Annotated in this window: 19 protein-coding genes and 1 tRNA gene; 7 read left to right on the forward strand and 13 right to left on the reverse strand. The window is 64.6% G+C overall.

Going from position 1 to position 18,688, the window contains the following annotated elements; genetic code table 11:
* Positions 1-69 precede the first annotated feature (69 nt).
* Positions 70-966: a zinc metalloprotease HtpX gene (gene htpX / locus EDF56_RS22675; RefSeq protein ID WP_207904955.1), complete on the forward strand. Its 897-nt coding sequence runs from the start codon at positions 70-72 to the stop codon at positions 964-966.
* Positions 967-1,106: 140 nt separating this feature from the next.
* Positions 1,107-2,522: an aromatic ring-hydroxylating dioxygenase subunit alpha gene (locus tag EDF56_RS22680; protein WP_243652792.1), complete on the forward strand. Its 1,416-nt coding sequence runs from the start codon at positions 1,107-1,109 to the stop codon at positions 2,520-2,522.
* Between the two features lie 51 nt (positions 2,523-2,573).
* On the opposite strand, the gene EDF56_RS22685 is transcribed toward EDF56_RS22680, so the two are convergent.
* The 5 genes from EDF56_RS22685 to EDF56_RS22705 all read right to left on the reverse strand — a co-directional run bounded on the left by EDF56_RS22685 (position 2,574) and on the right by EDF56_RS22705 (position 7,336).
* Positions 2,574-3,335, reverse strand: coding sequence for a carbonic anhydrase (locus EDF56_RS22685; protein WP_243652793.1), 762 nt, complete (start codon positions 3,333-3,335; stop codon positions 2,574-2,576).
* Positions 3,336-3,418: 83 nt separating this feature from the next.
* Positions 3,419-4,216, reverse strand: coding sequence for a LysR family transcriptional regulator (locus EDF56_RS22690; protein ID WP_132391869.1), 798 nt, complete (start codon positions 4,214-4,216; stop codon positions 3,419-3,421).
* 64 nt (positions 4,217-4,280) lie between these two features.
* Entirely contained in the window at positions 4,281-4,679 is a 399-nt protein-coding gene (gene apaG / locus EDF56_RS22695; RefSeq protein ID WP_132391871.1) for a Co2+/Mg2+ efflux protein ApaG, read from the reverse strand.
* Positions 4,680-4,769: 90 nt separating this feature from the next.
* On the reverse strand, positions 4,770-6,131 hold the full coding sequence (locus EDF56_RS22700) for a PAS domain S-box protein (RefSeq protein ID WP_165912338.1): 1,362 nt from the start codon (positions 6,129-6,131) through the stop codon (positions 4,770-4,772).
* Positions 6,128-7,336, reverse strand: a complete 1,209-nt coding sequence (locus EDF56_RS22705; RefSeq protein WP_132391875.1) for an aminotransferase class I/II-fold pyridoxal phosphate-dependent enzyme — start codon at positions 7,334-7,336, stop codon at positions 6,128-6,130. The genes EDF56_RS22700 and EDF56_RS22705 overlap by 4 nt, the downstream gene beginning before the upstream one ends.
* Positions 7,337-7,447: 111 nt before the next feature.
* On the opposite strand from EDF56_RS22705, the gene EDF56_RS22710 reads away from it, so the two are divergent.
* On the forward strand, positions 7,448-8,731 hold the full coding sequence (locus tag EDF56_RS22710) for a phospholipid carrier-dependent glycosyltransferase (protein WP_132391970.1): 1,284 nt from the start codon (positions 7,448-7,450) through the stop codon (positions 8,729-8,731).
* Positions 8,732-8,785: 54 nt separating this feature from the next.
* On the opposite strand, the gene EDF56_RS22715 is transcribed toward EDF56_RS22710, so the two are convergent.
* The 7 genes from EDF56_RS22715 to EDF56_RS22745 form a co-directional block, all read right to left on the reverse strand.
* Positions 8,786-9,271, reverse strand: coding sequence for a hypothetical protein (locus tag EDF56_RS22715; protein ID WP_132391877.1), 486 nt, complete (start codon positions 9,269-9,271; stop codon positions 8,786-8,788).
* Positions 9,272-9,456: 185 nt separating this feature from the next.
* Positions 9,457-10,641, reverse strand: coding sequence for a glycosyltransferase family 2 protein (locus EDF56_RS22720; RefSeq protein ID WP_132391879.1), 1,185 nt, complete (start codon positions 10,639-10,641; stop codon positions 9,457-9,459).
* Between the two features lie 44 nt (positions 10,642-10,685).
* Positions 10,686-11,729 carry a 3-isopropylmalate dehydrogenase gene (gene leuB, locus EDF56_RS22725; protein ID WP_132391881.1) on the reverse strand — a complete coding sequence of 348 codons (1,044 nt, stop codon included), beginning with the start codon at positions 11,727-11,729 and terminating at the stop codon, positions 10,686-10,688.
* Between the two features lie 20 nt (positions 11,730-11,749).
* Positions 11,750-12,355: a recombination protein O N-terminal domain-containing protein gene (locus EDF56_RS22730; protein ID WP_132391883.1), complete on the reverse strand. Its 606-nt coding sequence runs from the start codon at positions 12,353-12,355 to the stop codon at positions 11,750-11,752.
* Positions 12,356-12,435: 80 nt separating this feature from the next.
* Positions 12,436-12,684, reverse strand: coding sequence for an accessory factor UbiK family protein (locus EDF56_RS22735; RefSeq protein WP_132391885.1), 249 nt, complete (start codon positions 12,682-12,684; stop codon positions 12,436-12,438).
* 46 nt (positions 12,685-12,730) lie between these two features.
* Positions 12,731-13,285 carry a TspO/MBR family protein gene (locus EDF56_RS22740; protein ID WP_132391887.1) on the reverse strand — a complete coding sequence of 185 codons (555 nt, stop codon included), beginning with the start codon at positions 13,283-13,285 and terminating at the stop codon, positions 12,731-12,733.
* A gap of 126 nt (positions 13,286-13,411) precedes the next feature.
* The gene (locus EDF56_RS22745) at positions 13,412-14,203 is read right to left on the reverse strand and encodes a TlyA family RNA methyltransferase (RefSeq protein ID WP_243652794.1); all 792 of its coding nucleotides are present in this window, start codon (positions 14,201-14,203) and stop codon (positions 13,412-13,414) included.
* Between the two features lie 48 nt (positions 14,204-14,251).
* On the opposite strand from EDF56_RS22745, the gene EDF56_RS22750 reads away from it, so the two are divergent.
* Together EDF56_RS22750 and EDF56_RS22755 are read left to right on the forward strand one after the other, a co-directional pair.
* Positions 14,252-14,791 (forward strand): hypothetical protein, encoded by a 540-nt coding sequence (locus EDF56_RS22750; RefSeq protein ID WP_243652795.1) that lies wholly within the window; start codon positions 14,252-14,254, stop codon positions 14,789-14,791.
* A gap of 774 nt (positions 14,792-15,565) precedes the next feature.
* Entirely contained in the window at positions 15,566-16,672 is a 1,107-nt protein-coding gene (locus EDF56_RS22755; RefSeq protein ID WP_132391889.1) for a branched-chain amino acid aminotransferase, read from the forward strand.
* A gap of 80 nt (positions 16,673-16,752) precedes the next feature.
* On the opposite strand, the gene EDF56_RS22760 is transcribed toward EDF56_RS22755, so the two are convergent.
* Positions 16,753-17,382, reverse strand: coding sequence for a TetR/AcrR family transcriptional regulator (locus EDF56_RS22760; RefSeq protein ID WP_132391891.1), 630 nt, complete (start codon positions 17,380-17,382; stop codon positions 16,753-16,755).
* 197 nt (positions 17,383-17,579) lie between these two features.
* On the opposite strand from EDF56_RS22760, the gene yghU reads away from it, so the two are divergent.
* Complete coding sequence (yghU, locus tag EDF56_RS22765; protein WP_132391893.1) at positions 17,580-18,428, forward strand: glutathione-dependent disulfide-bond oxidoreductase; 849 nt, start codon at positions 17,580-17,582, stop codon at positions 18,426-18,428.
* Between the two features lie 129 nt (positions 18,429-18,557).
* Positions 18,558-18,632: transfer RNA gene (locus EDF56_RS22770), tRNA-Gln, on the forward strand.
* Positions 18,633-18,688 lie beyond the last annotated feature (56 nt).

Here is an 18,688-nt window from a genome sequence, read left to right on the forward strand (position 1 = left end):
GTTCCGGATATTGAAAGCAGCCGCCCGCTATCTAGATTCGGCAAAGCAATCACAAGGAGTTCGAAGAAAGTGAACGGTATCAAGACGGCCATGCTGCTGGCGGCGTTGACGGCGCTGCTGATGGGGCTGGGCTATGTGTTCGGCGGCGGCGGCGGTGCGATGATCGCGCTGATCGCGGCGGCAGGCATGAACCTGTTCACCTTCTGGAACGCCGACACCATCGTGCTCAAGATGCACAACGCGCGCGAGGTGGACGCCCGCTCCGCGCCCGAGTTCTACGGCATCGTCGCCGACCTCGCGGGCCGGGCACAACTGCCGATGCCGCGCGTCTATCTGATCGACAGCGCCAATCCGAACGCCTTCGCCACTGGCCGCAATCCCGATCACGCCGCCGTGGCCGCCACGACGGGCCTGCTGAACATGCTGACCCGCGACGAAGTGGCAGCGGTGATGGCGCACGAACTGGGCCACGTGAAGAATCGCGACACGCTGACCATGACCATGGTGGCAACGATTGCCGGCGCGATCTCGATGATCGCCAACTTCGGCATGTTCTTCGGCGGCCATCTCGGCGGCAACAGTGAAAACCGGCCCAATCCGCTGATCGCCATTGCCGCGATGGTCATGGCGCCTTTCGCGGCGATGATCGTGCAGATGGCGATCAGCCGCACCCGCGAGTTCAGCGCCGACCGCGCGAGCGCGGAAATCAGCGGCAACCCGCGCGCACTGGCCTCGGCGCTCGCCAAGATCGCGGGCCCAGCACAAGCGATTCCCAGCTTCGCCTCGGAGCGCAATCCGGCCGCCGCGCAGCTCTATATCGTGCCCACCGGCGTTTCCGACTTGTTCTCGACCCACCCGGCGACCGAAAAGCGCATTGCCGCTCTGATGGCGATGGACGGCACGTCGCCGGGCAGGCCCGCAGCCCCGGTCAGGAGAGCTTCGGCGCTCGATCCGCTGCGCAAGTGAGTGCCAAGGACGCTTGGCGCATGCCTTCATGCGCCACTTAGCGCGTCTGCGATGCGCCTTGCGCGTCCGGCCATTGCCTGCCTCGCACAGGGTTGTACATTCGTTCAACACGAATGAAGAACAATCCGAGAGGTGTCGGAGTGCTGAAATCTACAGACGGCGGCCTGAGAGCCGTCCCCTACCCGATCGAAGATCCCGAACGGATCCCGGTCAAGCGCTACTACGATGCCGATTTCTACCAGGCAGAGCTGGACCACTTGTGGCCGCACGTCTGGCAGATGGCCTGCCGTGAAGAGCAGATCCCCGAAGTGGGCGACTGGATCGAGTACGAGAATGTCGGCAAGTCCGTCATCATCGTGCGCACGGCCAGCGGCATCAAGGCTTTCCACAATGCCTGCCGCCATCGCGGCGTGCCGTTCGCGGGGGGCACCGGCCATTCGCACGGCAACTGCGCGAAGTCCGGCTTCGTCTGCCCGTTCCACGGCTGGCGCTGGAACATGGATGGCGAATCCACCCAGGTCTACGGCAAGCACCTCTTCTCCGAGCGTCAGCTTCAGGAAGACGACATCAACCTGATCCCCTGCCGCGCCGAGACCTTCATCGGCTGCGTCTGGATCAACCATGATGAAGACGCACCTTCAGTGCGCGATTCGATCGGCCCCCTTGCCGGCAACCTCGAAGCACGCGGACTCGACAAGATGCGTGCGGAATGGTGCTACGGCGCCGAACTCCCGGCCAACTGGAAGGTCGCGATGGAGGCCTTCATGGAAGGCTACCACGTGATGCAGACGCACCCGCAGCTGCAACACGCCGCGCCGATGATGTACGATTCGATGTACCGCAGCCCGCGCGGTCCGGTGCCGATCATGGCCGAACCGCACCTCTCCTATCGCGAGAATCAGGAGCTGCAGGTCAAGTCCATGGCGCTCCTGAGCGAGGGCATGGCGGGCATGGTCCACGAGAAGGAAGTGGAAATCGCGCGCGGCCTGATCGGTGTCGAGGAAGGGCTGCCCGAAGACCAGAACATGGCGATGTTCCACTGGCTGGGCATCGTCATGCACCAGATCTCGGCCCAGTTGCAGGCGCGTGGCGAGCCGGTTCCGGACCTTTGCGCGGTATCGCAGACGCATCCGGTGAAGGCGGTGGAGTTCCTCTTCCCGCACTACTTCCTGCTGCCCTACTTCACGTCGATGTCGGCCTACCGCATCCGCCCGACGGGGCCGGAAAGCTGCTTCTTCGAGATCTGGTCGCTGACCTACATGCCCGAAGACACCGACTTCGAAACGGTGATGGAGCCGGTGGTGCTGCCCTACAACAGCCCCGATTTCCCGCCGATTCCGCGGCAGGACTATTCGAACATTCCGATCCAGCAGAAGGGCCTGCACGCCAGCGGGTTCGAGTTCATGCGCCTCTCGCATGAGGTGGAAGGCATGATCAGCAACTATCAGCGGATCATCGACGGCTACCTCAAGGGTGTGCCGCAGGAAAAGCTCGCCACGGCGATCCACAAGCTGGGCGGCAACTTCGACGGTCCGATCGAGTATCTCGGCATCTGACGATGCGGGCTGGGGCTCGGTTGATGCCGAGTCCCAGTCTATCTGCCGCGCCTACTTCGACGTGGTCCGCATGGCCGGCGGGATCGGCAGCATTTCCACTTTTCCGGTCGCAACGTCGTAAACGGCCGGTACGACCTTGAGTTCGCGCGCCTTCACTTTGGCCTCGACCACGGGCGATGAATTGATCAGCGTCGCTGCATGGATCACGGCATTCTGGCGGGTGACGACCATCGGATCATCGCTGCCGCTCATGTAGACGGCTGGCAGGATCGCCGGGAACAGCGCGCTGATCTGCCCCGGAACCTCAGGGTTCTCCATGGCCGCCTTGATCGCCCCGCAGTTCGAATGGCCCATCACCACCACGGCCTTTATGCCCAGCACGGCAATGCCGTATTCCAGGCTGGCGATGATTTCCGGCGTGGTGATGTTGCCCGCCACGCGCGTCACGAAAAGGCGCCCGATGGGCTCATCGAAAACCATTTCCACCGGCACCCGCGAATCCGCGCAGGACAGCACGCCGACGATCGGCCACTGCCCCTCGGCCGCTCGCGCCTTGATGATCGCAAGGTCCTTGGTATGCGCGGTCGGCGCGCCCGCGATGAAGCGGGCATTGCCGTCCATGATCTCCTTGAGCGCCTGATCGGGCGTAATCGTCTCAGTTGGCGCGGCGCCGGAGGGTGCCTCCGCCGCCCGGACAGGCCCAGCAACCAAGCCGATTGCCGGCGCCGCCGCCAGCGCGGCCACAGCGCCGATGATGTCACGCCGCGACGTGCGGCAGCAGGAATTCTGATTTTCCGGGGGGACTTCGCTCAAGGACATGGCAGTCTCCAGCGTGATGCACGCCGGAGGCTATCACGCGCCCCTGTGTCCCGCCATAACCCTTGCGAAAGGGCGTGTCAGGCGGTCAGCGCGGCGACCAGCGCCTTGACCTTCTTCTGGCGCCACTGCGGAAGCGGAGCCACTAGCCAGTAAGCGCGGCGGCAGGATGTGGCAGCGCCGACTTTGACACTGGTGCCGGCAGGAAGTCCCTCAGTCAGCAGTGCCGGCACGCGCACGCGGCCAAGGCCGGATGTCGCGGCGGCAACCGCCTGCCCCGCATCGGCCAGCAGGATGGCCGGCTTGGCCTCTTCCTCATCGACGCCTTCATGACCCTCGGGCGTGGGATCGCCCGGCCAGCCCATCCAGTCGCCCTCGCCCAGTTCGACCCATTCGGGCGCGCCGAGCGTGATGCCTTCAAGGTCGCCCGGCCCCTCGCTCCAGCGCACCGCCAGATCGAGATTGGCCTCGGTAAAATCGGTCAGTTCGCCATCGACGAGCACGTAGCGCACTTCCGGATTCGCGGCCCGGAACGCGGCGAGGCGCGGCGCCAGCCAGGCGGCGAAGAACTCGCGCGGCGCGGCGATGGTGTAGACATGGCTGGACTGGCTGGCCTGCATGGCCTGCACCGCGTCCTCGAAATGCAGGAATCCAGTGCGCAGCGCGGCGAGACCGGCCCCCGCCTCATCGGTCAGTTCCAGGCCCTTGCTGGTGCGGCGGAACAGCACGACCCCAAGCAGGTCCTCCAGCGCGCGGATCTGCTGGCCGACTGCTGCCGGCGTCACCGCCAGTTCGTCTGCCGCGCGGGTGAAGGAGAGGTGGCGGGCCGCGGCATCAAAGACGCGCAAGGCATTGAGAGGCAGGTGCGTGCGCTTCATGGCGCTTCCCTAAGCGCTTGGCGTTGCTGCGGCAACGGGGAAGTAGATGGGGCGAAGTCGAGGTTCAGCCGACCTTCGCGGGCGCGGCGAGCGGGAAGAACGGAATCTGGGCCTCCAGTTCGGTGCCGTCGCTGCGCACGAAGGTATAGTAGCCTTCCATCGAGCCCTGCGGCGTCGTCAGCGGACATCCCGAGACATAGTCATGGCTGCGACCGGGCCGGATCAGCGGCTGCTCACCCACCACGCCTTCACCTTCGACCAGATTCACATCTCCATTGGCGTCGGTAATCCGCCAGTGACGCGTGAGAAGCTGAAGCGAATCGTCCGAATCGTTCTCGATGCGGATGTGGTAGACCCAGAACCACTTGCCCGCTTCGATGCGGGACTGTTCGGGCAGAAAGTTCACCGCGACGCGGACAGTCACACCCTCGGTGATGGCGGTATGCTGGAAGAGTTGCTTCATGATGCAGCCAACCTAACCGGCTAACGACTTATGGACAACTCTTAGACCCAATGCCTTGCTCCCGCAAATCGCTGGAAAATTATCAGTGGATCACAGAATCGCCGACACGGGGCATGCGAGGTACCACGCAAAGCCGGAAGGATCGTAAGCGGTCTCCACTTGCGCATTGAGCTTCACGCGCGGCACGTCGACGATGATCCGCGTGCCGAATCCCGGGCGTGTCGGGGCCGACACCGGCGGGCCTCCCTGCTCGTGCCAGGCGATGCGGAAACCGGGCGCTTCGCCTTCCGGCGCCGGTTCGACCGACCATTCGATCGCGACCCGGCCATCCGGCACCGAAAGCGCGCCATACTTGAGCGCATTGGTGCCCATCTCGTGGATAGCCATGGCCAGCGCCTCTGCCGCGCCGGGGGAGAGCAGGACTTCCGGCCCGTCCAGGCGCACTTGCACGTGCGAATCCACTAGCGTCTGCAACTGGGTATCGATCATCTCGCGCACCGGAATGCTCGACCACGCGCGGCGCACCAGCAGGTCCTGACTGGCGGCAAGGCTGCGAATGCGCTGCTCCAGCCGTTCGATAAAGTCCGGCCGGTTCTTGTCCGTCCGGCGCGCAAGCGACTGGATGATCGACAGCATGTTCTTGCTGCGATGATTGACCTCCTGCAACAGCAGTTCGATGCGCTGCTCCGCATCGCGCATCTCGGTCACGTCGGTATTGGTGCCGAACCAATAGAGGATGCTCCGCGCTTCGTCGCGGATCGGCGTCGCGCGAGAGAGGAACCAGCGCCATTCGCCGTTCGCGCTGCGCAGCGGGAAAGTATCCTCCCAGTCTTCGCCCGAGGCGAGGTGGTCGCGGAACCGGGCATTGACCGCCTCGCTGTAGTCGGGATGCTGCACCGTTTGGCGGCCGCTGGCCTCCATCTCCTCGGGCGTGGTGCCGGTATAATCGAACCAGCGTTTGTTGCGCCAGACGACCCGGCCGTCGCGCCCCGCGATCCAAGCGAGTTGCGACATGTTGTCCGCCAGCAGGCTCAGCCGCGCCTCGCTCTCTTCCAGCCGGCGCTGCGTTTCCTTCTTGAGGCTGATGTCGCGCGCGATCTTGCTGGCGGCGACCACCCGCCCTTCACTGTCGAGCACCGGCGAAACGGTGACGGCAACGTCGATAGCGCTGCCGTCCTTCCGCTTCCGCACGGTCTCGAACGTGGGCACGCGCTCGCCCCGCGTGATGCTGGCGATGATCGCATCTTCCTCGGCCTGCCGGTCCTCGGGGATCAGCGTGCGCACGTTCATCCCGACGATCTCGGCCGAACTCCAGCCGAAAATGCGCTCGGCAGCCTGGTTCCAGCTCAGGATCGTCCCGTCGAGCGACTTGCCGACAATGGCATCGTCACTTGATTCGACGATCGCCGCGAGCAGTGCCCCGGCGTCGGTCCCGAGCCCGGGCGGGTTCAGAGACCCGCCTTGGCCAGCGCCTGATCGAGATCCGCGATCAGATCATCCGGATCTTCCAGACCGATGTTGATGCGCAGCATGCCTTCCGAAATGCCCATGGCCTCGCGTGCCTCCGGCCCCATGTTGTGGTGCGTGGTGGAGGCAGGATGGCACATCAGCGAACGCGAGTCGCCGATGTTGTTCGAAATATCGATCAGTTCCAGCGCGTCGAGCAGCGCATGCGCCTGCGCGCGGCCGCCATCGAGGACGAAGCTGAAGATCGGACCGCAAGCGTCCATCTGCTTCATCGCCAGCGCCTGCGCCGGGTGGCTGTCCAGCCAGGGGTGCAGGATCTTCGGCACGCGGCCGGCGACGAACTGGCCGACCTTGAGCGCATTCTCGCTCTGCTTCTTGGCGCGCAGGTCCAGCGTCTCAAGCCCCTTCAGCACCACCCAGGCGTTGAACGGCGAAAGGTTCGGGCCGGTGTTGCGCTGGAACGGCAGCAGCTTGTCGTTGATGAATTCCTCGCTACCGCAGACGGCACCGGCCAGAACGCGGCCCTGCCCGTCCATCAGCTTGGTGGCCGAATAGGCGACCACGTCGATGCCGAATTCCAGCGGGCGCTGCAGCGCCGGGCTGCAAAACGCATTGTCGACCACGGTGGTGATGCCGTGGGCCTTGGCGATTTCGGCAATGGCGGCAAGGTCGGCGACGTCCATCGTCGGGTTCGCCGGGGTTTCGAAGAAGAACACCTTGGTGTTGGGGCGGATCGCCGCTTCCCACGCGGAAAGGTCGGTGGCGTCCACCACCGTCACGTCCACGCCGAAGCGCGGCAGCAGGCTGTCGCCCAGCCAGCGGCACGAACCGAAGGCGGCGCGGGCGGAAACCATGTGGTCACCCGCCGAAAGCTGGCACAGCAGCGCGGCGGTCATCGCCGCCATACCCGATGCCTGCGTGCGGCACGCCTCGGCCCCTTCCAGCAGGGCGATGCGCTCTTCGAGCATCTGCACCGTCGGGTTCTGGAGGCGCGAATAGGTCATGCCGTCGTCCTCGCCCATGAAGCGGGCGGCAACGGTGGCGGCATCGTCGTAGGAATAGCCCGAGGTGAGGAACAGCGCTTCGCTGGTCTCACCCATTTCCGAACGCCAGGTACCACCGCGAATTGCGCGGGTGGCCGGGCGCCAGTTGCGGGTCTTGGTGCGGTCCTGTCCGGTCGTGCGTTTCATGGCCCAAGCCTCTAGGATCGCGCGCGGATGGATGCAAGCGCCCGCGCCCGTCCGCCCGGCGCAAATGGCGCGCTTGCAGTCCACACGCTTCCCCCTTATTCCGCGCCTCCGATGCCGATCGCTTCCCGCAACAATCGTGACCCGCTCGGCTGGTGCCTTGCCGTAACCGGGCTTTTCCTGGCTCTCGCGCTATGGCGGATCACGACGCCCAGTATCTATTACTTCGACGAGGTTCACTACGTCCCGGCTGCGCTGAAAATGCTCAGCCTGATTCCGACGAATCGCGAGCATCCGCTGTTCGCCAAGGAAGTGATTGCCACCTCCATCCACTTCATCGGCGATCGACCGCTGGGATGGCGATTGGGGCCGGTGCTGTTCGGCACGGCGGGCCTCTTCGCGTTCGGCCGACTGGTCTGGCACGCCTCGCATCGGCGCGCCGCGACGATCGCGGCGATCGTTCTGCTGGCGACCAACTTCATGTGGTTCGTGCAGAGCCGCATCGCCATGCTCGATATGGTGGAAGCCGCGCTCTGCATGATCGGCCTGTGGCAATTCGCCGCCGCGCTGAACACCAGGAGCATCGGCGCGGCACGCCTGCGCCTTGCCGCCGCCGGCATTGCGCTGGGCCTGTCGCTGGGCGCCAAGTGGAGCAGCGCGCCGGCGCTGATCATGCCGGGCCTGTGCTTCCTTGTGCTGCGCATGAAGGAAACCGGCTGGAAGTTCATCGGTCAGCGGAACGCCGGGCCGATCCCCGGAATCTCGCTGGTGGAGGCGGCCTTCTGGCTCGGCCTGCTGCCCATCGCGGTCTATTGGGCGACCTATACGCCCGCGATGTTCTATTCGCGCCTGACGCTTTCGCCGTTCGATTTCATCGGCCAGCACGAGCTGATGGTCCGCTTGCAGGACAGCGTGAAGAAGCCGCACCCCTACCGCAGCTTCTGGTACCAGTGGGCGGTCGACTGGCGGGTGATCTGGTACTTGTTCAAGAATGTCGACGGTGCCCATCGCGGCATCGTCATGCTTGGCAATCCATTCTCGATGCTGGCGGGCCTTGTTGCCTTCTTCTGGGGCCTGTGGGCCGCGCTGTTCCGCCGCCGGGGCGACATCGGCGTCTTCCTGGTGCTTTACGCGGCCACGCTGATGATGTGGGCGGTGAACGGCAAGCCGGTGCAGTTCTATTACCACTACCTGCTGCCCGGCGCCTTCCTGATGGCACCGCTGGCTTTCGCCCTGGAGGCCCTGTGGCAGCGCAAGGATCGCTGGCGCCACCTCGCCACGCTGTCGATGGCGGTGACGCTGGGGATGTTCGTGCTGTTCTTTCCGATCATCTCGGCCCTGCCGCTGCCGACCGAAGAGACCTACAACTTCTGGATGTGGCTGCCGAGCTGGCGATAAACGGGCACGGACAGGGCTGGAGTACGACCTCCCGCCCTTATCCGTCCGCCTCGCTCACGCCATCGCCCGTTGCGCGCCTGCGCCTTGCGCCAGTGCCGCTTTCCAGTTGGGCAGCGTGACGGCGGCAAGGTATTCCGCCTGCATTTCGGGCGTCAGCACCTCGACCACACGGTCGCCCTCCATCCATAGCTCGATCACGCCGAAAGCACCGCCGCGCTTGCAGTACTTGGCGGGCCAGCCCTCGCGCGCGGCGATCAGGAAGACTTGCGCGGGCCCGAGGTTGGTCGCCATGGCGAAATGCGTGGCGCTGAGCCCGCCATCGCCCGGCACGCCCAGAAAGTCTCCCTTCCCCGGCGCTTCCATAAGCTGCGTTCCGCGCGGATAGACCTCGACCAGCGTGTTGCGCTCGTCGCCCGCGTGGGCGACCCAGCTGCCCTCGGCAACCGGCGGAAACGGCGTCGCCTCGCCGCCCAGCAGTTCGGCCAGCACTTCGGCAACCCGCTGCGGATCGCGGGCGTCGGTGGAAACGTGAAAGATCATGAAATTCTCCCTACCCGGTTCGATGGCGGGGAGAGACGCCAGAGCTTCGCAGCGATCAAAGCGTTTCCGGCGAACGCCAGTTTATTGTCGATCAAGTACCCACAACGACAAACGCGCGCCGACCAGCGGCGCGCGTTCATGGTGATGACTTTGACGACGGGGCCGCAGAACGGCCGAGTCGATGGTCAGTACTTGCCCCAGACGAACTTCGACGAAAGCGCGAAGTTCCAGACCGAAGCCAGCACGATGCCGATGATCGCCGCCGCATAGTCATGGAAACCGATGCGCACCAGCGCCGTGGAGGCGCCGATATTGGCGACCATGCCGAAAGCGCAAGTCAGCGCGAACTGCGCCCAGCCACGCACCAGCGGGCCGAACCCGCGCAGGCGCTTGTCCGCGTAAGTCAGTTCGTTGTTGAGCACGAAGTTGAACGTCATCGCGACGATCGCCGCGATCGTCTGGCCGACGATGAACGCGGTTTCCTTCGGATAGTGGCTCATCGCGAATTCGGCGCCGAACAGGTGCAGCACCAGTGCCAGCACGCTCATGTGCAGAACCGCGCCCAGGCCGCCGACCGTGCCGAACAGCGCGAAGCGGGTGGGGATGAAGCGGCCGAGCCACTTGTCGTAAAGACCAACGAGGAATTCGAACACGACCGTCCTGTCCAGCTTGCTTTCGCCTTCCGCGCGCGCGGCGAAGTTCAGGGGAAATTCCTTGACCCGCAACGGTGCATCGACCGTGGCGAGAATATCGAGCAGAATCTTGAAGCCCACACCCGAAAGCCGATGCGCGTCGGCCCGCAGGATCTTGGTCTGGAGCATGAAGAAGCCGCTCATGGGGTCGCTGAGATCAACGCCCGTGACCTTGTTGGCAATCTTGTTGGCGAAGCCAGACGCCTTCACGCGGTCCGGACGGCCCCAGGCCTCGGTGCTGGCGCCTTCGGCAAAGCGCGAGGCATAGGCGAGGTCGTATTCGCCCGAGCTTACGGCCTTCAGCATCTGCGGCAGCAGTTCGGGATCGTGCTGGTGGTCCGCATCCATCACCGCCACCACCGGCGCCGCCGTGGAGCACATGCCCTCGATCGCGGCGCTGGCAAGGCCGCGGCGGCCGATGCGCTGGATGCAGCGCACGCGCGGATCGCGCAGCGCCAGATTCCGCGCCTCGTCCGAGGTGCCGTCGGGGCTGTTGTCGTCGACGAAGATCGCTTCCCACACGACGCCCTTGAGCGCCTTGTCGAGCCGGTCGATCATCGTCGCGATGTTCTTGCGCTCATTGTACGTCGGCAGGACGACGGCCAGCTCAAGCGGCTTGGTGGCCTGAGCTGCGGCGACGTCTACGGCCTCGGCAAGATCGGAACGGGTGATGTTCATGCGCCCTGTTTTACTTGGTAAACCTGAAGAAACCTTATCCGCGATCAGAGCCGCGCCAGCACGGCATCACCGATCTCGCGGGTGCCTGCCGAGCCGCCAAGGTCGCCGCCCTTGATCCCGTCGGCCAGCGTCTTCGCCACTGCCGCCTCGATCCGCACGGCCTCGGCTTCGAGACCGAGCGAGTGGCGCAGCAGCATCGCCGCCGAAAGGATCGTCGCCATCGGATTGGCAAGACCCTTGCCGGCGATGTCAGGCGCCGAACCGTGGATCGGCTCATAAAGGCCATAAGAGCCTTCGGCAAGACTGGCCGAAGCGAGCAGGCCGATCGAGCCCACGCACATCGAGGCCTGGTCGGAAAGGATGTCGCCGAACAGGTTGCCGGTGACGATCACGTCGAACTGGCCGGGGTTCTTCACCAGTTGCATCGCCGCATTGTCGACGTACATGTGGCTGAGTTCGACCTCAGGATATTCCTTGGCAACCTCGATCACCACATCGCGCCAGAGCTGCGAGGTTTCGAGGACGTTGGCCTTGTCCACCGAGCACAGCTTCTTCGAACGGGTCATCGCAGCCTGGAAACCGGCATGGGCGATGCGGCGCACTTCGTCTTCGGCGTAGGACATCATGTCCCAGCCCTGACGGCGGCCGTCTTCCAGTGTGCGGATGCCCTTCTCGCCGAAGTACACATCGCCGTTCAGCTCGCGCACGATCAGCAGGTCGATCTTCGCGGCGACTTCCTCGCGCAGCGTGGTCAGGTCTTCCAGACCCGGGAACACGCGCGCCGGGCGCAAGTTGGCGAAGAGGCCCAGTTCCTTGCGCAGGCCGAGAATGGCCTGTTCGGGGCGCAGGTGACGCTCAAGGTGATCGCACGAGAAATCGCCCACCGCGCCGAACAGGATCGCCTCGGCCGAGCGCGCGATCTCCAGCGTTTCTGCGGGCAGCGGGTGGCCGTGCTTGCGATAGGCAACGCCGCCGACATCGCCTTCGACGAGTTCGAGGCCGGGAAGTTCAAGCGCCTTGAGAACACGCACTGCCTGCTCGGTGACCTCGGGACCGATCCCGTCTCCTGCAAATACCGCAATGCGCATGTACGTTCTCCGTTGGGCGTTTAGCCGTGAATTCGCCCCAGCCGCTCGCGCAGAAGGACGCGCGCCCCCATAACGTCTCCGCGCCGTTCGGCAAGCGGATAGCGCGCAAGCTCGGGCCCGAGGCGGTCGAAAACGTCAAGCATCGCCCCCCAGTCGTCGTCGTTCGGGCGGCCGACCGGAACCCCATAGCCAAGCTCGCGCAGCAGCAGGACTTCGAACGAAAGCAAGGGCATGACCCAGCCCCGCGCGGACGGCGCGACGCAGATCGCATCGAGCAGCGCAGTGAGCGCCTGATAAAGCGCAGGAAAGGCCTGCCGCTCGGGAAGCGCGGTGGCGGCCAGCGCCGTAACCCACGAAATCGCGGCGGCAGGGAGCGGTTCGCTGAGCCAGGGCCCGCGAGATTCGAGCAGCTCGACGCGCGCGAAAGGAAGCTGGTCCTCGCTGCGCGACCGCAAGTCGATTTCCACCACATTGCCGGGGATCAGCACCGGGCGAAGCTGCCGCCCGCGCCCTCCGGCGACATAGGCGGCAACGATCCCGGCCTCTTCGGTGAGCAGCCGGGCGATGACGGCGGTCTCACCATGAGGCCGCGTCGCACAGACGATAGCGGGAGCGCGCAACTGCATGGCTGCGGCTTGTGGAGCTTCAGGAAACGCGAAACAAGGTGGAAGGAGGCACCCTCAAAGGACGCTCCCCCGGCGGGCGATCACTCGCCCGACTTGCCTTCGAGCTTGGCGATGCGGGCCTTGAGGTCCTCGATCTCGCCACGCGCGGTGGCGGCCAGTTCCTTCACGGCCTCGAATTCCTCGCGGCTGACGAAGTCCATATCGCCCATGAACTCCCGGAAGCGCTCGCGCGCATTGTCGCGCGCTTCGCGGCCGACGCCGGCGAGCGTGCCGGCGGCGCTGTTCATCATCTTGACGAAATCGGCGACGAAGGGGTTTTCGCTTTGCATGGGGGCTATTTGGTCGCTTGAGCCAAACTGCGCAAGAGGCAGTCCGTCAGATTTCGAAACGCTCCACCGCGCGCGGGCCTTCAACGCCGTCCATGTCGCGATTGAGCTGGAGGAACGCAAAGTTGAGGTAACTGGCGAAGCAGATCCACGCGAGGTACGGCACCAGCAGCAGGGCCGCCACCGGCCGCACGCGGGCAAAAAACAGCATCGTCACGATCACCGCCACGATCATCAGCCCCAGCACGACGAGCCCGACGGTCATCTGGTGAAGCGCGAAGAAGATCGGGCTCCAGGCAAGATTGAGCGCGAACTGGACCACGAAGGCCACGACCGCCGCCGCGCGCCCCCGTGCGCCGCGCGCGGCGCAGACCATCGCCAGCGCCAGCCCCATCAGGGCGTAGAGCGCGGTCCAGACGATCGCGAACGTTATCGGCGGCGGATAGATCCCGGGCTTGGCAAGCGCGTCGAACCAGGCATTGCCCGGCCCGCTGTCCGCGATCTTGCCGGAAAGAAAGCCCAGCAACACGATCAACGGCACGAGCACCAGCGACCAGCGCAAGAGGCTGGCACGCAACTGGGCCGGTGAGGCAATTGGGTTCATTTCCTGGCAAACCCCCGAATCAGGAAAAACCATCAAGTGCGGCGGTTTGTGGTACGACTCGGGCAAACACGCAATGCGCGTGGAGCGCAAAAGTCGGCCGGTCCATCGATCCGCCGCCCGCCATGCTCAACCGCGCGATGCGGAAACCAGAAATTCCACGTTCCCTTCCGGGCCCTTGATCGGGCTTTCGACGATGCCCTGAATCGTCCAGCCATCGCTTTCCAGCCAGTCCCGCACTTCGCCGCAGACCCGCTCATGCAGCACGGGATCGCGCACGACGCCGCCCTTGCCCACTTCGCTGCGGCCCACTTCGAACTGCGGCTTGATGAGCGCGACCACGCGGCACTGCGGCGCAGCAAGGCGCAGCGGCACTTCCAGCACTTTGGCGAGCGAGATGAAGCTGGCGTCGCAGACCACCCAATTGCACGGACGATCGATCTGCTCAGGCGTCAGGATCCGCGCGCTCGTCTGCTCCAGCACGGTCACGCGGGGATCCTGCCGCAGCTTCCAAGCCAGCTGGTTAGTGCCCGAATCCACCGCGAAGACATGCTCCGCGCCCTTGGTCAGCAGCACGTCGGTAAAGCCGCCGGTCGAACTGCCGACATCCATGGCGATGGCACCCGTGGGATCGAGATCGAAGTGCTCGATGGCATGCGCCAGCTTGATCCCGCCGCGCGAGACCCAGGGATGATCGCGCCCACGCACCTCCAGCGGCGCGTCGCTCTTGAGGCTCTGCCCAGGCTTGGCGATCTTGGTCTCGCCGGAAAACACCAGGCCCGCCAACACCAGCGCCTGCGCCCGCGTACGGCTTTCGGCAAGGCCGCGATCGACCAGCATCTGGTCGACGCGCGCCTTTGCCGGGCGCTTGCTGTCGGCGGGCTTGTTTTCGATATGTCGGGGCTCGGACGGGTCGGTCATTGGCTTTGTGCACTTGAGAAGGAGCGCGCCTCATTCCATACCGGGGGCATGAAGGCAAATCCGCGCCGGCTTGCAGCCGTCCCGTCGTTCCCCCGCAAACTTGTCGCAAGCGCCCCGCTGACCGCGCTGGCGCTGCTCGCGGCCTGCGTGTCCGCGCCCCAGCCACCCGCGCCCCCGCCGCGCCCCGCGCCGGCTCCGGTCACGCGACCCGCCCCACCGCCGGCCGACTGGCGCGACGCTCCGCAGACCCCGGGCGACTGGAGCATGACCGCGCCGGGCACCGCCACGTTCGCGGGTGGGCTCTTCACGATGCGCTGCAATAGGCCGGCGGGAACGGTCACGCTGATCCGCGCAGGGAATGCTGCATCCGCGCCCGGTTCCCTCACCGTGCGCACATCCGATGTTGCGCGCGCCCTGACCGCCACGCCCGTGGCCGGGGGCCTGGCAGTAGACGTGCCGGCGCGCGACGCGCTGCTGGACGCCATGGCCTTCAGCAAGGGCCGCTTCGCCATCGAAACGGCGGGCACTGCCACGCTCTATATACCGAGCTGGACCGAAGTCTCCCGCGTGGTCGAGGACTGCCGCTGAGATTGGCACTGAACGCCCTCTAAACGTGCACTTTTGAACGGGACTCGCGAGGCGCCTTTCAGGGCGCCTGAAGAGCCTGTCTGGAGCTAAAATCGGGCGCTTTCAGGCCGCAATCCAGCGCCCCAACAATCGCGTTCCGGAGCGGATCGAAGGCTGGGGAAAACTAGCCCGAAGCACCGATAATGATCCCAAAAAAAACGAATACAAGTCTTGTTGTGCGCTGCGGAATCAGACACACATTTGAACAGGGCCGAGGGACCCTGGGAAACGCGCCCGGGATGGACCGAAGCCCCAGCCGGTAACACGGCGTACTTTGGCTCAACAGCGCGAAAGGAGGTGATCCGATGTCTCATGGTTCAGCAGAGAGGTCGGCAATTTCCGTCGCGAGGCATTATCGCTGAGTTGAATTAGCGATAAAGGCTTTCGCTGGCGGCACTTCCCGGCCGCTGACCATGCGAAGGGCCGCACCGGATTTCCGGGGCGGCCCTTCTCATTTGGGCGCATTCCCGGCTTTGCACACCGCTGAGCCCCAGAACGCGCCGCACTCCTCAACATCACCCGAAGCAAGCCGCCCGGCGCATTTCGCACTGGCCCTTTCGCGCGAGCAGGCGCTAGGAGCATTCACGCTCTGGCTTCCTGCGCGAGTCTACCGGCTTTCCGCCCTCAATTCGCGCTAAAGCAACAACACCGCGTATCAAAATTACTATATGGTTGCGCTGCGCGTAATTTTCGTTCAGAGAGCGCAGGCAATCGCAGTCTAGAGGATTTCGTTCGATGGCGACGCTCGCCGATGCCGGCCTGACTTTCAGCACTCTGCCCCACCCCGCGCCGACCAGCGCCGAAACGCGCGAGGCGATCCTTGCGAACCCCGGTTTCGGCACGCATTTCTCGGACCACATGGTCACTGTAGAGTGGACCGAGGGCAAGGGCTGGCATGACGCCGTAGTAGGCCCGCGCCAGCCGCTCGCGCTCGATCCGGCCGCGGCCGTGCTGCACTATGCGCAGGAGATCTTCGAAGGCCTCAAGGCGTACAAGCAAGCCGACGGCGCCGTTGCGCTGTTCCGCCCCGCCGCCAACGCCGCGCGCTTCAACACCTCGGCCCAGCGCCTGGCGATGCCCGAAGTGCCCGAGGAGCTGTTCATCGAGGCGATCGAGCGGCTCGTCCAGGCAGACAGCGCATGGATCCCGGGTGCCGAAGGCGCCTCGCTCTATCTGCGCCCCTTCATGATAGCCACCGAGGCCTTCCTCGGCGTGCGTCCGGCCAAGCAGTACAAGTTCATCGTCATCGCCAGCCCGGCGGGCAATTATTTCAAGTCGGGCGCCCCGGCGGTCTCGATCTGGGTTTCGGACTACACCCGCGCCGCCCCCGGCGGCACCGGCGCGGCCAAGTGCGGCGGCAACTACGCCGCCAGCCTCGTACCGCAGGCCGAAGCCATCGCGCGCGGCCATGATCAGGTCGTCTTCCTCGATGCCGCGGAGCACAAGTGGATCGAGGAACTGGGCGGCATGAACCTCTACTTCGTGTTCGAGGATGGCACCCTGCTCACCCCCGCCCTCACCGGCACGATCCTGCCCGGCATCACCCGCGACAGCCTGCTGCAACTGGCACGCGAGGAAGGCCTCAAGGTCGAGGAAGGCCGTTACAGCCTCGAAGAATGGCGCGCCGACGCTGCCTCCGGCAAGCTGATCGAAACCTTCGCCTGCGGCACTGCGGCGGTCGTGACTCCGGTCGGCAAGGTTTCCGGCCGCGCTGGCGATTTCATCATCGGCTCGGGCGGTCCCGGTCAGGTGACCTCCAAGCTCAAGAACCGGTTGGTTTCGATCCAGCGCGGCGAAGCGGCGGATACCCATGGCTGGATCCGCAAGATCGACTGCAAGTAAACGCATGCAGGCAGGGGTAACGCCCCTGCCTGTTTCCTTAAGCGATCGTTTGAAAATCGCAGGCCAGCAATTGCTGGCCTTCAGCCCTTTACAAGACCGCATAGGCGCAGGATCGCCATATGCGTGCCTGTCAGCCGCTCAACCGCCTCATCAAGCGAAGCTTCGGGCTGAACGCTGTTCCGGTAGACGCGCGCGCCTGCCAGTACCCACGTCAGCATGAACGTGGCGAAGACCTCGGCATCCAAGCCCTCGGCCATGGGTTCGGTCTCGAAATGGACGCGCAATTCCTCGGTCAGGCCATCGAACATCGCATAGCGGTCCGAGATCCGGCCCGGGGACAGGAAATCCTCCGTCCACAGCGCCACGACTTCCGGATTCTCCAGCACATAGCGGATTACGCTGCGCCCCCGGTGCTCGGCCGTGTCCGTGGACGAGAGCACCGCGGTAAGTTGCTGCGCCGACCATTTGCGTATGGCATTAATCAACGCCTCGCGGTCCGCGAAGTGATAATAGATGGTGGTCCGGTTCACACCGGCCTCACGCGCGACTTCCGAAAGTGAAAGTGCTTCCATTCCCTTTGCCGAGACCAGTTTCACTGCGGTCTCGATCAGTACGAGGTGGGTTTCTTCGAACCCCTTGTTGCGGCGACGCGACTGGCGGCTGGTCTCCCCGGAACGGCCGGAGAGCTCATTTTCAATCGATTGAATCATGCCTGACCTGCTTGCCCAACCTGAGCATTGCCTGTCAACGCCTGACCCATAGGCAAGTTCCTCATACTTTCGGATTACGAATTTGATTTATTTATCTTATTTCAATTACCTGAGCGCCCGGCGAAGACCGGTCGAAGGGTTGTAGCGGGCCATCGCCGACCCTACCTGACCGGGAACGACACTCACGGAGTTCCTCCATGCTCAAAACCACCTACGAACCGCCGAAAGTCTGGACCTGGGACAAAGAGAACGGCGGCGAATGGGCCAAGACCAACCGCCCGGTGTCCGGCGCCACGCACGAGCAGACACTGCCGCGCGGCCAGCATCCGTTGCAGCTCTACTCGCTCGGCACGCCGAATGGGCAGAAGGTAACGATCATGCTGGAAGAGCTGCTGGCAGTCGGCGTCGCCGAGGCCGAGTACGATGCATGGCTGATCGACATCGGCAATGGCGACCAGTTCGGGTCGGACTTCGTTGCGATCAATCCCAATTCGAAGATCCCCGCCCTGCTCGATTGCTCGGGCAATGAGCCGGTCCGCGTCTTCGAATCCGGCTCGATCCTGTTCCACCTTGCCGAAAAGTTCGGCAAATTCCTGCCCTCCAGCCAGCCGGCGCGCGCCGAATGCATGTCCTGGCTCATGTGGCAGATGGGCACCGCGCCGATGATCGGCGGCGGTTTCGGCCACTTCTACGCCTACGCGCCGGAGAAGTACGAATACCCGATCAACCGCTACGCGATGGAAACCAAGCGCATCCTCGACGTCGCCGACAAGCGCCTCGCCGAGGCGCGCTATCTGGCGGGTGACGACTACACGATCGCAGACATCGCCTGCTACGGCTGGTTCGGCGGCTTCTTGCGGGGCGACGCCTATGGCGACGCGGCAACTTTCCTCGACGTGCCGAGCTATGCGAATCTCGTTCGCTGGGGCGAGGATCTCGCCGCCCGCAAAGGCATCCAGCGCGGCCGCATCGTCAACCGCAACGGCGACGGCTTCGTCCGCGAACGGCACTCGGCCGCCGATATCGACGCGGTGCTGGCCAAGTAAAAGGGCAGCAAGCGCGGGGAAGTGCCACTGCTCCCCGCGCTTGCACGCCTTCGTGCACGAGCCTGCGGAAAACTTCTCCCAAAAGCCCTTTTCAGCACCGACATTAGCCGCTAAGCGCGCATTCCCTGCTGGGGCGTCGCCAAGTGGTAAGGCACCGGTTTTTGGTACCGGCATTCGCAGGTTCGAATCCTGCCGCCCCAGCCAGCCGAATCCTCATGATTCGGCCAGATCTCATTGATCAATTTACTAAAAATCGTGAA

Origin of the sequence: Novosphingobium sp. PhB165 (assembly GCF_004341845.1) — a bacterium.
Classification (GTDB): Bacteria; Pseudomonadota; Alphaproteobacteria; order Sphingomonadales; family Sphingomonadaceae; genus Novosphingobium.